At 39.8% G+C, this 14,278-nt stretch carries 13 protein-coding genes; 7 read left to right on the plus strand and 6 right to left on the minus strand.

Annotated features, from left to right (window positions below; translation table 11 throughout):
• The first annotated feature begins 70 nt into the window (after positions 1-70).
• From ACWIB3_RS09065 to ACWIB3_RS09075, 3 genes are read left to right on the plus strand one after another with little or no spacing between them, the layout of a single operon-like run.
• Positions 71-1,222 carry an acyl-CoA dehydrogenase family protein gene (locus tag ACWIB3_RS09065; protein ID WP_185212753.1) on the plus strand — a complete coding sequence of 384 codons (1,152 nt, stop codon included), beginning with the start codon at positions 71-73 and terminating at the stop codon, positions 1,220-1,222.
• Complete coding sequence (locus tag ACWIB3_RS09070) at positions 1,212-2,069, plus strand: beta/alpha barrel domain-containing protein (RefSeq protein WP_313261400.1); 858 nt, start codon at positions 1,212-1,214, stop codon at positions 2,067-2,069. Before ACWIB3_RS09065 ends, ACWIB3_RS09070 begins: the two co-directional genes overlap by 11 nt.
• Complete coding sequence (locus tag ACWIB3_RS09075; protein ID WP_454291433.1) at positions 2,059-2,805, plus strand: enoyl-CoA hydratase/isomerase family protein; 747 nt, start codon at positions 2,059-2,061, stop codon at positions 2,803-2,805. The genes ACWIB3_RS09070 and ACWIB3_RS09075 overlap by 11 nt, the downstream gene beginning before the upstream one ends.
• Here the strand turns inward: ACWIB3_RS09075 and ACWIB3_RS09080 are convergent.
• Positions 2,802-3,554 (minus strand): segregation and condensation protein A, encoded by a 753-nt coding sequence (locus ACWIB3_RS09080; protein WP_185218592.1) that lies wholly within the window; start codon positions 3,552-3,554, stop codon positions 2,802-2,804. The genes ACWIB3_RS09075 and ACWIB3_RS09080 overlap by 4 nt on opposite strands.
• Before the next feature lie 151 nt (positions 3,555-3,705).
• Between ACWIB3_RS09080 and dxs the strand changes: the two genes are divergently transcribed.
• Positions 3,706-5,634, plus strand: coding sequence for a 1-deoxy-D-xylulose-5-phosphate synthase (dxs, locus tag ACWIB3_RS09085; protein ID WP_185212757.1), 1,929 nt, complete (start codon positions 3,706-3,708; stop codon positions 5,632-5,634).
• 352 nt (positions 5,635-5,986) lie between these two features.
• Complete coding sequence (gene dnaA / locus ACWIB3_RS09090) at positions 5,987-7,414, plus strand: chromosomal replication initiator protein DnaA (protein WP_093099955.1); 1,428 nt, start codon at positions 5,987-5,989, stop codon at positions 7,412-7,414.
• Between the two features lie 182 nt (positions 7,415-7,596).
• On the opposite strand, the gene ACWIB3_RS09095 is transcribed toward dnaA, so the two are convergent.
• The 5 genes from ACWIB3_RS09095 to ACWIB3_RS09115 all read right to left on the minus strand — a co-directional run bounded on the left by ACWIB3_RS09095 (position 7,597) and on the right by ACWIB3_RS09115 (position 12,303).
• Positions 7,597-7,968 carry a hypothetical protein gene (locus ACWIB3_RS09095; protein ID WP_454291434.1) on the minus strand — a complete coding sequence of 124 codons (372 nt, stop codon included), beginning with the start codon at positions 7,966-7,968 and terminating at the stop codon, positions 7,597-7,599.
• A gap of 307 nt (positions 7,969-8,275) precedes the next feature.
• Positions 8,276-9,307: a tetraacyldisaccharide 4'-kinase gene (gene lpxK / locus ACWIB3_RS09100; RefSeq protein ID WP_454291435.1), complete on the minus strand. Its 1,032-nt coding sequence runs from the start codon at positions 9,305-9,307 to the stop codon at positions 8,276-8,278.
• A gap of 2 nt (positions 9,308-9,309) precedes the next feature.
• Complete coding sequence (locus tag ACWIB3_RS09105) at positions 9,310-9,768, minus strand: gliding motility lipoprotein GldH (RefSeq protein WP_185212759.1); 459 nt, start codon at positions 9,766-9,768, stop codon at positions 9,310-9,312.
• An 11-nt stretch (positions 9,769-9,779) separates the two neighbouring features.
• A complete protein-coding gene (locus ACWIB3_RS09110) occupies positions 9,780-11,150 on the minus strand; it encodes a PSP1 domain-containing protein (protein ID WP_454291436.1) in 1,371 nt (456 codons plus the stop codon).
• 10 nt (positions 11,151-11,160) lie between these two features.
• Positions 11,161-12,303: a DNA polymerase III subunit gene (locus tag ACWIB3_RS09115; protein WP_454291437.1), complete on the minus strand. Its 1,143-nt coding sequence runs from the start codon at positions 12,301-12,303 to the stop codon at positions 11,161-11,163.
• A 130-nt stretch (positions 12,304-12,433) separates the two neighbouring features.
• On the opposite strand from ACWIB3_RS09115, the gene dnaN reads away from it, so the two are divergent.
• Both dnaN and ACWIB3_RS09125 read left to right on the plus strand, forming a co-directional pair.
• Positions 12,434-13,555 (plus strand): DNA polymerase III subunit beta, encoded by a 1,122-nt coding sequence (gene dnaN / locus ACWIB3_RS09120; RefSeq protein ID WP_185212762.1) that lies wholly within the window; start codon positions 12,434-12,436, stop codon positions 13,553-13,555.
• A gap of 12 nt (positions 13,556-13,567) precedes the next feature.
• On the plus strand, positions 13,568-14,224 hold the full coding sequence (locus ACWIB3_RS09125) for a DedA family protein (RefSeq protein ID WP_185212763.1): 657 nt from the start codon (positions 13,568-13,570) through the stop codon (positions 14,222-14,224).
• Positions 14,225-14,278: the final 54 nt, after the last annotated feature.

Consider the following 14,278-nt stretch of genomic DNA (forward strand, 5'->3'; position numbering starts at 1 on the left):
ATTATTTGTTTTTTATAATATTTGTAAGAAACATTTGTAACCCAAATATAAACTTAATTAAAATAATATTATGTATAACCTCGGTTCTAAAGAAGAATTGACACTAGTTAGAGAGAGTGCCCGTAATTTTGCAAATGCCTATATAAAACCTCATGTGATGAAGTGGGATGAGGCTCAAATTTTCCCTGTTGAACTATTCAAAAATTTAGGTGATCATGGTTTCATGGGCATCTTGGTTCCTGAAGAATATGGTGGATCTGGACTGAACTACCAAGAATATATTACCATTTTAGATGAGATTTCAAAAGTATGTGGATCCATTGGTTTATCGGTTGCTGCCCATAATTCATTGTGTACCAATCATATCCTAAGCTTTGCCAATGAGGAGCAGAAAAGAAAATACCTTCCGAAACTGGCTAAGGCAGAATGGATTGGCGCTTGGGGATTGACAGAGCCAGGCTCTGGTTCTGATGCTGGCGGCATGAATACCACAGCGGTCCAAGACGGAGATTATTTCATCTTAAACGGAGATAAAACCTTTATTACCCATGCCATTTCTGGTGATGTAGCTGTAGTTATGGCTAGGACGGGTGAAAAAGGCGATAAAAAAGGAATTTCTGCTTTTATCGTAGAAAAAGGAATGGAAGGTTTTTCCGCTGGAGCGAAGATGGATAAATTGGGAATGCGTGCCTCTGAAACAGGTTCTTTATTTTTCGATAATTGCCGCATCCATAAGGATCAATTGATCGGTGAAATAGGTGATGGTTTTGTGCAGGCCCTGAAATTATTGGATGGAGGTAGGATATCAATTGCCGCCCTATCCTTGGGAATAGCGAGAGGTGCCTATGAATGTGCATTGAAATATGCCAATGAAAGGGAACAATTCCAGACTAAAATTTTTGATTTTCAAGCGGTTGGTTTTAATTTAGCGGATATGGCTACGAAAATTACAGCTTCTGAACTATTGATCAGACAAGCGGGTGATTTGAAAGATCATGGTCAAAAAGTGACCAAAGAAGGCGCCATGGCTAAATTATATGCTTCGGAAACGGCTGTTGAGGTATCAAACGATGCTGTACAGATTCTTGGTGGTTATGGATTTACCAAGGATTTTCCTGCTGAAAAGTACTTTAGGGACGCTAAATTATGTACTATTGGTGAAGGAACAAGCTCTATCCAACGCATGGTCATTGCAAGGGAGATAAAAAAAGATGTACAATAAAGAACAGGTAACCCTAGTGGATTGCCCTCGAGATGCCATTCAAGGTATCCTTTATCAGATTCCAACTGAAAAGAAAATTGCTTATATCAATCAGTTGATAAAAAGCCAGGTCTTTGATTGCATAGACTTTGGGAGCTTCGTTTCGCCAAAGGCGGTTCCGCAATTGAGTGATACGCAAGCTGTATTGGAAGGCCTAGAAAAGGATGATCAGGTAAAGCTTTTGGCCATCATCGCGAATAAAAGAGGTGCTGAAATAGGTTCCGAAATGGAGAAAATTGACTATTTAGGTTATCCTTTCTCCATTTCGGAAACCTTTCAGAAAAAGAACACCAACGCCAGTATTTCGCAGGCCTATGAAGCTGTCAAGGAAATCTTGGGTATCATGGGCAGAAATGAAAAGCAGGAGTTGGTCGTCTATATATCCATGGCATTTGGTAATCCTTATGGTGACCATTGGGACATGGATCTGGTTTCGGAATGGATATATAACCTGAATGCCATTGGTGTAAGGAACTTCTCTATTGCTGATACCACTTCTGAGGCTACTCCAGATAGCATCAAGGACCTGTTCCATAAAATTACAAAGGAATTTACGGATATTCCTTTCAGTGCGCATTTCCATTCGCCGATCGAGAGTGCCCTATTGAAAGTAGACGCGGCTTATTCGGCGGGTTGCAGACGCTTTGAAGGAGCTGTATTAGGTTATGGAGGCTGTCCATTTGCCAAAGATGAGCTGGTTGGAAATATTCCTTCGGAATTGTTAGTGGATCGGTTCAATAAAGCTAACTTTGATACAATGTCTGGACTGATGCAGGGATTTCAAAATTTGATCAAGCATGAATTATAAATTCATTCAAACCGAAATAAAGGAACATGTTTTTACCTTGACCTTGGATAGGGAAGCTAAGCGCAATGCTTTTACCCCTACCACAGTCAATGAGGTGGCCCATGCCCTGGAGGAAGCGGAAGCCAATGATCAGGTCCATGTATTGGTTCTAAGGGCAAATGGCCCTGTATTTTGTGCCGGAATGGACATCAAGACCTATCAAAATCCGGAATTGGATAGTCCTAATCCTGCTATCGTTAATATGGAACGTTCCTTGGGCGAGATCTTTGATCAGTTCAGTAAGCCATCAATAGCTATCGTTGAAGGCGATGTCATCGCCGGAGGTTTTCTCTATATCTTGGGCTGTACCTATGTATTTGCGAAAAAAGAACTGAATTTTAGGTTGCCGGAAATTGCTCTGGGCATCTTTCCTTTCCAGGTGATGGCTGGCTTGAAGAGGATCATGTCTGAAAAGCAGATTTTGCAATTATGTTTTGACCCAAGCCCTTTCCAGACCGATAAGGCTATAGAACTGGGATTGGTCGACGGCTATTTGGAACCGGATAAAATTGATGATTTGATTGCTTCCTTTGCTGATAAGAGCATTTATGCCATGCAGGCAGGGATGAAGGCCTTAAAGGCTATCCGTGACATGGAGTCTGATAAGCAGTATGCCTTTCTCCTGGAGTCTCTGCAGAACCTAAAGGATAGGGATGAAGTGAAGAAATTTATGGCAGAAAGGCTCAATAAGAACTAAGAGACCTTCTTTTCTATCCAGAAATTATTGAATCCAAGGCCTACTTCTATATCCAGTAGTTTTTGTTGCAACATCTCCAAGATGGCCAAGAAATTATAGACAAACTGTACCTTGTTTTCAGAATTCTTTGCCAATGCTGAAAAATCCATTGATTTATTGATCTCAATTAATTCAGCGATCGCTTTTTTCTGTTGTTCTATGCTATAGGGGTATTTCACTACGGTATGCGTGACATCCTGTACGCGATGGGAAAAATTGAACATCACCCTTTCGTAGACCAACATCAGTTTATATAGGTCAAAGCTGGAAAGCTCCTCATCTATGGTCTGAGCCTTGGCTTCACGTGCTATCTTCAGGTCGATTTCGGTATTTCCCCTTTCATAAAATTTGGACCTACGGTCCTCCAGGTCTTTCAGCTCTTCGCAGATTTCCTTGAATTGCTTGTACAGGACAAGCTTTTGGACTAATTCCTTTTTCAGGTCGATCTCGTTTTCATTCTCATCCAGTTCAGGACGTGGAAGCAGCATTTTAGCCTTGATACGCATCAAGGTCGAGGCAACAAAGATAAATTCAGAGGCTAATTCTATGTTCAGGGACTGCATATGTTGGATATAGGCCAAGAAATCATCTGTGATCTTAGAGATAGGAATATCATGGATATTCAATTCATCCCTTTCAATAAAGAATAGCAAAAGGTCAAAGGGTCCTTCGAACTGTGCCAGTTTAATCTCGTAGTTTGTCGCGTCCATAGAATATGCTCAAAAATAAGGATTTGCTTGTATAAAAAGATGGAATTCATTCGAATAAAGCAAAACAATGCAGCAGATTAAATTGTATATATATTCCATAGTTAAAAGAATAAATTGTTACTTTGTATCTTATTTCGAAATTTTTTCATTTATGCAGGTAGAAGCAGGACCGCTATTACAAAAAATTCAATTTCCATCTGATCTTCGAAATTTGAAGGAATCGGAACTTGAAGAGGTTTGTAAAGAGCTGAGACAGTTTATCATCGATATCGTTTCTGTAAACGGCGGACATTTTGCAGCTAGTTTAGGTGTAGTGGAACTTACCGTAGCGTTGCATTATGCATTGAATACTCCTTATGACCAGGTCATTTTTGATGTCGGTCATCAGGCTTATGGACACAAGATACTGACGGGTAGAAGGGAAGAATTCCATACGAACCGTATTTTAGGCGGGCTTTCTGGATTTCCTAAACGTGGTGAAAGTGAATATGATGCTTTTGGTGTAGGACACTCCTCCACTTCCATTTCTGCTGCTTTGGGAATGGCAGTTGCCTCTGCATATAAGGGTGAAACCGATAGGCAGCATGTTGCTGTAATCGGTGATGGTGCCTTGACCGGCGGTATGGCCTTTGAAGCATTGAACCATGCTGGGATCGAAAAGTCAAATCTATTGGTTATTCTGAACGACAACTGTATGTCCATTGACCCGAACGTAGGGGCGATGAAAGAATACCTGACCAGTATAACCACTTCAAAAAGTTACAATCGATTTAGGGATGATTTGGTGTCCGTATTGGAGAAGATTTCCAAGAAGGGTCCAAATGCTTATGGCTGGGCTAAAAAGCTCGAGCAGAGCATAAAAGGCACCTTGTTGAAGAACTCTAACCTATTTGAATCCCTAAACTTTAGATATTTTGGTCCTGTTGATGGACATGACGTCAATAAATTGGTGAAAACCATCGAGGATCTGAAGCATATCAATGGTCCTAAGTTGTTGCATGTTGTTACCGTAAAGGGTAAAGGCTATGCATTGGCAGAGAAGGACCAAACAAAATGGCATGCTCCCGGTCTTTTTGACAAGATCACCGGAGAAATCAAGAAATCTATTTCTGAGAAACCCCAACCACCGAAATACCAAGATGTATTTGGTCATTCATTGGTGGAATTGGCGGAAACAAACGATAAGATCATGGGGATTACTCCGGCTATGCCGAGTGGATCTTCTATGAACATCATGATGAAGGCAATGCCGGATAGGGCATTTGATGTGGGCATTGCGGAACAGCATGCTGTTACATTCAGTGCAGGCCTTGCCGCTCAAGGTTTGGTTCCTTTCTGTAATATCTATTCATCTTTTATGCAAAGGGCATACGATCAGGTTATCCACGATGTAGCCTTGCAGAAGCTGAATGTGGTATTCTGTTTGGATAGAGCCGGTTTGGTGGGTGCTGACGGCCCTACGCACCATGGTGCTTACGATATTGCGTTCATGCGCTGTGTTCCTAATATGGTCTTGGCTTCGCCAATGAACGAAGAGGAACTGCGGAACCTGATGTACACGGCTCAATTGCCGGATCAAGGCCCCTTTACCATCCGCTACCCTCGTGGCAATGGCGTGATGCCGGATTGGAAGCTTCCGTTTAAGGAAATTCCGATCGGAAAAGGCAGAAAGATCTGTGATGGTGAAGAAATAGCTATATTATCTTTCGGCCATATTGGTAATGAAGCCAGTAAGGCAATCTTGAAACTACGTGAAGATGGTATCCATCCCGCACATTATGATATGCGGTTTGCAAAACCACTCGATGAAGCTTTGTTACACGAAGTATTTAAAAAGTATAGCAAAGTGATTACCGTAGAGGACGGCTGTTTGCCGGGCGGGATTGGATCTGCAATCCTAGAGTTTATGGCAGACCATCATTACGAAGCTCAGGTAGTGCGTTTGGGAATCCCAGATGGTATTGTGGAGCACGGTGAGCAAGCAGAGTTATGGCATATATGTGGGTATGATGCTGCTGGAATTGAGGCTCAGGTTAGGAAATTAACAAAAGGCATAAAAACCGAAACTTTGGTAGGATAATTGCTCTATTAGAGCAGGTATTTCAAAGACAATCAAGCGTCTACAAGAGGAAGCCCACAGGCTTCCTTTTTTATTAAAAGTTTTCCACATTTATTTTTCCTTGCTTAATTTTTGCTTTAAAAACTCCTATAAATAGGGTATCAAAATATATGTGTTAATAAAATAATTTTGCACTAATATTTTGGACAAAATACGCTAAAAATTACAATTAAAATGTTGTTTTTTAGTTACTTACCTTTTTTTTGTCAATTTAATTTTTTAGCTCATTTTTTTTTGTCATATTCGTTGTAGGCAAAAGTTATGAACAGAAATTTTGTCAATTATTGGTTTTCAAGTTATTAACAAATTCAGAATGGAAAAAACGTGTACAAGTGTTTGGGAAAGTTGTCTTGCAGTAATAAAAGATAATATACCAACGCAAAGTTTTAAAACATGGTTCGAGCCCGTTAAAGCTGTACGTCTAGAAGGAAACGTTTTAACTATTCAAGTACCAAGTCTGTTCTTCTATGAGTGGCTGGAAGAACATTATGTAGGTATTCTCAGAAAAACAGTTAAAAAATTCTTGGGTGAACAAGGCCGACTGGAATACAACATCGTTGTAGAGAAGTCATCTGCTAACCCACCTTACACCACCAACATTCCGTCGAATGGAAATGGTGCCGAGGGAAAGAAGCAATCAATTCCTGTTCCTGTTGCATTGAACAAGAACATCAAAAATCCTTTTGTAATTCCGGGGTTAAAGAAATTACAAGTTGATCCTCAATTAAATCAAAATTATACGTTCGACAATTTTATCGAAGGCGAATGTAACCGTTTGGCTCGTTCGGCTGGATATGCTGTCGCAAATAAACCAGGAGGAACTTCTTTCAACCCTTTGATGGTCTATGGAGATGTGGGTTTAGGTAAAACTCACCTCGCTCAAGCAATCGGTAATGAAATCAAAAGAAACTTACCAGATAAACTGGTAATCTACGTGTCATGTGAAAAGTTCTGTCAGCAGTTCGTTGACTCTTTGAAGAATAACACCATCAATGATTTCGTGAATTTTTACCAAGCAATGGATGTCATCATCATGGATGATGTGCATAATTTTGCTGGAAAAGAGAAAACACAGGATATATTCTTCCACATTTTTAATCACTTGCACCAAACAGGCAAACAGATCATCTTAACATCTGATAAAGCACCTAAGGATCTTTCTGGTCTCGAAGAAAGATTGTTAAGCCGCTTTAAATGGGGATTATCAGCCGATATTCAGGTTCCTGATCTAGAAACCAGGATGGCCATCCTTAAGAAAAAGATGTACTCAGATGGTATTGAGCTGCCAGAAAGTGTAGTGGAGTATGTGGCGAATCAGATTGACAACAGTGTCCGAGAATTAGAAGGAGCAATGGTTTCTTTATTGGCGCAATCTACTCTGAACAAAAGAGAGATTGATCTGAACTTAGCAAAGTCGATGTTAAAGAACTTTGTGAAGAACACCCATAAGGAAATCTCAATGGAGTACATCCAAAAACTAGTATGTGAATACTTTGAGGTACCAGTTGAAATGGTTAAATCCAAAGTCCGTAAACGCGAAATCGTACAAGCAAGACAGATTTCAATGTATTTGGCAAAGAACCATACCAAATCTTCGCTGAAATCTATCGGTAATTTCTTTGGCGGTCGTGACCACTCTACCGTAATCTATGCTTGCCAAACAGTTGAAGACCTTATCGAAACCGATAAGAAATTCAAGACTTATGTGCAAGACATCCAAAAGAAATTAAAAGCTTCTTAAAAAACACATTGTAAAGAAAGAAATTGAAAAGCTTGGGAGAACATCCCAAGCTTTTTTATTTTGATACTATCCAAATAGTCTAAATACTTTCTACCAATTACTTTCACCTACTTAAAAAGCAGAAAAGGGACTGCAGCTACTGCAGTCCCTTTTCTATTTATGAAACATGAATATTAGTTAGATTATTGTACTTGTTTCGGCTCTGGCATAGTAGCTTTTTTCGCTGCACGAGCTTCTACAATCTTAGCGTACAATGGTTTTTGTTCATCAGTCAACAAATCAGATACTTTTTTGTCTAGATCTGAATTCAAAGCCTCAATTTGAGTAGCTTTTGCATCAGCTGCTGCTGAAGTGTCTGCCTTTAAAGCCAATTTAGCTTTTTTGTGCTCTAGTACTACATTATAGATTTGTGCCTGTTGATCTTCTGTCAAGTTCAACTGTTGTGTCCATTCGGTTACAGTTGCTTTTGCTTTCTCTTCTGGATTTACTTCCTGAGCAAATGTTAGAGTTAGTGAAAATAATACTGCGGATACTGCTAAAAATAACTTTTTCATGATTTTAATTTTTTTGTTTAATACTTTATTATTTACTCCGTTTCTGTACAATAAATAACAGTCGAATTGTATCTTTTATTGTATGATTGTATCATGTTTGTTACTTTTTAACATTTCTTAACAAGATAATAATACAAACTCAGGGTGATTAAATTTAAAGAATATTGGCCCTACGTATGTTTTGAGCATGATTCTAGTTAAATTCTAATTATTTCAGTTGAATTGAAAAAATATTACAATATGTGACAAAAAAGAAAAAGCTACTTGATGTCAAGTAGCTTTTATTTATCGATAATTGATAAGTTCCTTATGATTTATTTTCTATCGAACTTTCTAATTCTTGAAAAAACTCAATTTCTTTTTCGATAACAATATCAATTGGTATATAAAACGTTGGGATATCTTTCAGTTTATTCAGGTCCAGTCGCTGCGCATCCTTTTCGGTCGTCAAAAGGATAGCGTCCTTGCTTTCATTTAATTTTTCGAACCGTCCTGTGATTACCTTATAATCGAAATCATCAAATTGATGATGGTCTGCGAACTTTAAATGCTCAATCTTTATTCCTTGACTATTCAGGTGCTGTACAAGTGGTTTGGGATTTGCAATCCCTGTGATAAGTAAGATAGTCTTTCTTGAAATAGGATGGTCTGATTCAGTATTGTTTAAAGGAATCCATTCCTTATAGCCTATACGGCTATAAAAGATGCCTGCCTTGCTATTATGTTTCCTGATCTTTTCCTGGATCTTTAATTTGTTTTCAAATGGAATATAATCAGGGCATTTGCTAATGAGGATAAGATCTGCCCTTTTGGTCTGATCAAAGGTATCTCGATATTGGCCCGTTGGCAATAATATAATAGGCTCTAGGATGGAATGGTATTCAAAGACTAAAATAGAAGAGGTTGGCTTCACCTTACGGTGCTGATATGCATCATCAAGCAGGACCAGGTCATGGTCTTTATTTAGGATTTCAATGCCTTCTGCCCTATTTTCATCCACAGATATGCTGATATCTGGAAAGTTCTTTTTGAATTGCAAAGGTTCATCGCCAACATTTTCAACGAGGTCATCCACTTGGACCAACCGAAAGCCTTTGGTTTTCCTGCCATAGCCCCGGCTTAGGGTCGCAAGCTGATATTTGTCCTTGAAATGGGCAATAAGTTTTTGGGTTAATGGGCTTTTTCCTGCTCCACCTACCGCCAAATTACCGATCACAATAGTTTTGATGTCAAAGGTCCTAGACGAGAGGATATTTAGGTCATACAACTTGTTTCTTACCCAAATTATTAAGGTATAGAGGATGGTAAAGGGAAGCAACAACCACCTTAAAAGCTGCATATCTATTTCTTGATTAACTTGATTCCAACATCGTTTATTCCCCTCAATGGATTGTCACGCATGTTCTGTTGGATTGAAAATACATATTTTCCCGTATCCGGAAAAGTAAAATTCTCCTGCAACAGTTTGGTCTGCTCGTACAAGTTACCGGCAGAAGGGCCAATCCAGCGTCCATCAGCTTCCGCTAACTTGAAATTATAGTGGGCACTGCTATCTTGGATTCCTAAACCTTTTTGTTTAATTCCAAATGAAAAATTGGAATATGGATAGTAGGCGGTATGCCTTAGGTTGATAAACAGATCGTACTTATCTTGTTTATTCTGTACATCTACCTCAAATTGAGGTTTAAAACCGTTATCCCAGAGTTGACCTGGGATAACGGAATTTCTTTCATAGAATGCCCCTTCCTGACAGGAGGTCAGTAAAAGAGCAACAATAGCTATGAATACAGTTCTATGCATAGGATTAGTACTTAACCCTCAGAATTATTGTCTTTGTTTTTGTTATTGAAACGTCTATTCTTGTTCTGAGGCCTTCTCCTATTGGTTTTCTGACCTTCTCCAGCTTCCGAATTTCCATTGTTTTCCTTTGGCTTAGGCTGTTTGTTGCCATTGTTTTGTGGCTTATTTTCAGCTTTTGGCTTTTGGTTGCCTTGATCAGGACTTTGTTTCTGTCCATTCTCAGGCTTACCTGGAGTACGTTTTGGTTTGCGTTTCTTTTTCTTTTTATTGCGTTCGTCAAGGCGGGTCAAACTATCTTGTCCAACGACATTTTCATAGTCTGGAATCGCCACATTGATGATTTCCTCTTTTTCAGGGACGATCAATTCTTGCGGTTTCTTGCCTTGTGCGTTCAATTCAGCAAATTCTTTTACCTGCTGCACAGATAGTGGAATCCACGATTCTGCATGTGGATATGAAAACCACATGGTCTTCTTGAAGATATCTGTTTTCTGCAAGTAAGCCATACCAGAATGCGTTTCGATACGATCGATATTGTTTGGAATATCCTTTAAGGCATCCATATAGCTGTCCAATTCATAGTTCAGACAACATTTCAATTTACCGCATTGTCCCGCTAGTTTCAAGGTATTCAGGGAAAGGTTCTGATACCTAGCCGCAGAGGTAGAAACAGTTTTGAAGTCCGTAAGCCATGTTGAACAACAGAGCTCCCGTCCACAAGAACCAATTCCTCCCAAACGACTGGCTTCCTGGCGCATTCCGATCTGTCTCATCTCGATACGAATGCGGAAAGCTTCCGCCATTCTCTTGATCAGCTCCCGGAAGTCCACACGGCCTTCTGCTGTATAGTAGAAGGTAGCCTTGGTCTTATCACCTTGATAATCTACGTCTGAAATCTTCATGGACAAGCCCAGCTCCAGCGCCAAATTACGGGCGCGGTGCATGGTTTCCCATTCAAGATCCTTTGCAAGATTATACTTGGCAACATCATTTTCTGTTGCCTTTCGGTATACTTTTTTTACAACGTCGTCAGGTTTAACGTTGTTCTTTTTCAATTGTAGTCTTACCAATTCACCGGTCAAAGAAACGTGGCCAATGTCGTATCCCCCAGTATTAGGTTCCACAACCACCATTTCACCCATTTCAAGGTATAAATTGTCCGTATTTACAAAAAACTCCTTTCTTGAGCCTTTAAAACGAACTTCTACAATATCAAAAGGTTTATAGTTAGATGGCAAGTCCATATCGACTAACCAATCGTAAACATCCAATTTATTACATCCGCTGGTCATGCACGTACCGTTGTTATTGCAACCTGCTGGTACTGTGCCTAGTGATTTACTTCCGCAACCACCCCCGGATGAGCAACTGCCACATCCCATATGTCTAAAATTATATATATTGAGTTCCCGCTGGGAACGTATTGTATTTAAATAATAAAACTAACTGCAAAGATAAATCTAAAAATAATATTTTAGGATTTGCGTTTCTTTCCACAGAATAATGCGTTTTTTCCAGTAATTCTATAGCAACCTGCAACTTTTCCAAGCTGCTGATCTCACTAAATTTTTTCACGAAGTCCAATTCTGCATTCTTAAGAAAGACTAATTGATCTAGCCCTTGGTTTAAAAGCACGATCTGTCTGAGCACATTTATGCTGTACAATAAGAACAGTTTTTGGTTCTCCCGACCCAATTTGCTGATTTCTTCCTCACAGATCTGAATAATGTTCAAACCCGCATCCGTCACGATACATCTCAGCCAACGGATCAAAAGGTCAAAGTTTTCGTTAGAAGACTCTTCCAGCTGGTCCAGTGCGGATTGCATGTTTCCATCAGCGATAAATGCAACCTCATTGGCACGAACAGGATCCATATTTTTCTGCTCGATCAGGAACTGCATCAATTCCTCATGGGAAAGCTTATTGACCTTCATCAATTGCGTCCTGGAGATGATCGTGTTCAAGATCTTGTCCTGATTTTCGGCAACTAACAAGAACAAAGTCTTCGCAGGAGGCTCTTCGATCAATTTCAACAGAGCATTGCCCTGTGTATCGAGATATTCCGGCAGCCACATGATCAAAACCTTATATTCAGCTTCAAAAGCTTTCAGGCTTAATTTCTTGATGATATCATGCGCTTCGGCGATATTGATGTTTGCCTGTTTGTTTTCCGCTTCCAATTGGTTTCTCCAATGGCTCAAGCTCAGATATGGATTTTCCAGAAAGGCCTTACGCCAATCTTCCATATAGGTACTTGCCGTTTCATCCGCTTTTTTTGCAAAGAAAGGATAAGAAAAGTGTAAGTCAGGGTGAATCAATTTCTCGTACTTTAGGCATGAAGGGCATATCCCACAGCTATCGTCGGCTTGCGGCTGTTCACAATTGATAAACTGGGCATAGGCAAGGGCCAAAGCTAAGCTACCAGATCCTTCTGGACCTAGAAACAGTTGAGCGTGACTTACTCGATTTTCTCTTACCGTTGAAATAAGATGTTGTTTGAGCGCCTGATGGCCTACGATATTTTTAAATTGCATACCTAATCTTACAAATGTACAAATTTTAATGCAGTGCTTTTTAATGTTTATGCAGCTGAACTCGAATTTGAATTGCAAAAAATTAGATTCTTTTCTGTATTATTGCAATAAAATCTATTAGCTAAAAGAAATGAGATTTATTGTATCTACATCTATATTACTTAAACAATTACAAGCTATTAGTGGCGCCTCCAGCTCCAGCACGGTGCTACCAATCCTAGAAAACTTCTTGTTTGAAATCAAGGACAACCTCCTGACCATCTCCGCTACGGATTTGCAGACCAGTATGGTGACCACCCTTCAGATTGAAGCTAAGGAAGAAGGACGCGTTGCTATGCCATCAAAAATCTTGATCGAGACGTTGAAAACTCTTCCGGATCAGCCTGTGGCATTCTCTGTAGATACCAAAACTTTAGCTATCGAGATTTCTGCCGGAGACGGTAAATACAAGCTTAGTGGTGAAAATGCAGACGACTTCCCAAAAATCCCTGTCGTAGAGAATATTTCTACCGTAAATATCTCTGCTCCGATCTTGTTGGAAGCCATCAATAAAACCATTTTTGCAGTAAGCAATGACGAACTTCGCCCTGCCATGTCAGGCGTATTCGTGCAATTGGCGGAGCAATCGACTACTTTTGTGGCTACTGATGCGCATAAATTGGTCCGTTATCGCCGCACAGATGTTGGAGCTGATAAACCAACATCGATCATCTTGCCTAAAAAAGCACTTACTTTATTAAAATCATCTCTTCCTTCGGATGATGTGAATGTTTCAATAGAGTACAACAATACCAACGCATTCTTCCAATTCGGAACCATCAACTTGATCTGTAGATTGATCGATGAGCGTTATCCAGATTACGAAGCCGTAATCCCTCGTTTGAACCCTAATAAACTGACTGTAGACCGTTCTTTATTCCTGAACACCCTTCGCCGTGTGGTAATCTTTGCAAACAAAACTACACACCAAGTAAGGTTAAAGATCTCAGGAAGCGAACTGCACATCTCTGCTGAGGATTTGGACTTCTCCAATGAGGCACACGAGAGATTGAGCTGTCAGTTTGAAGGTGAAGACATGGAGATCGGATTCAACGCGAAGTTCTTGGTAGAAATGCTTAATAACCTCAACTGTGAAGAGGTCGTACTGGAAATGAGTACACCAAACCGTGCAGGTTTATTAGTACCGGCAATCAAGGAAGAACACGAAGATATCTTGATGTTGGTGATGCCAGTGATGTTGAACAATATTTAATAGCTCAAAACTTTGGATTTAATTTATTCCCTAATTGACTTTATCCTCCATATTGATGATCATTTGGTGGAAATCGTCAATAACTATCAGACTTGGACCTATTTGATCCTCTTCCTGATCATTTTTGCCGAAACTGGTCTTGTCGTTACTCCATTCTTACCTGGAGACTCCCTTCTATTTGCAACTGGCGCAATCATCGCCAAGCCAGAAACTGATCTGAACGTCTTTTTGATGTGGGGATTGTTGATGGTGGCAGGTATTTTAGGAGACATGGTGAACTACCATATCGGCAAATACATTGGACCAAAAGCCTTTTCAGGGAAATATAAGTTCCTAAAGAAAGAATATTTAGAAAAGACAGAGAAGTTCTACGATAAATACGGTGGCAAAACCATTATCTACGCGCGTTTTGTTCCGATCGTCAGGACCTTTGCCCCATTTGTAGCTGGTGTAGGATCAATGTCCTACGGAAAGTTTGCTTCATACAATGTTATCGGAGCCATTTTATGGGTAACCTCCTTTTTGTTTATTGGATACTTCTTCGGAGGCCTTCCAATTATCAAGGACAACTTTACCTTAGTGGTCTTCGCCATCATTATCTTGTCCATACTGCCTCCAATCATTGAGGTGATCAAAGAAAAATACGGAAAGAAAAAGGAAGCTGAGTAAGCTTCCTTTTTCTTTTAAGTAGCCCTATTGTAGACTCAGGATCATATTCAAGGA

It is taken from the genome of Sphingobacterium sp. NPDC055431, assembly GCF_053644255.1.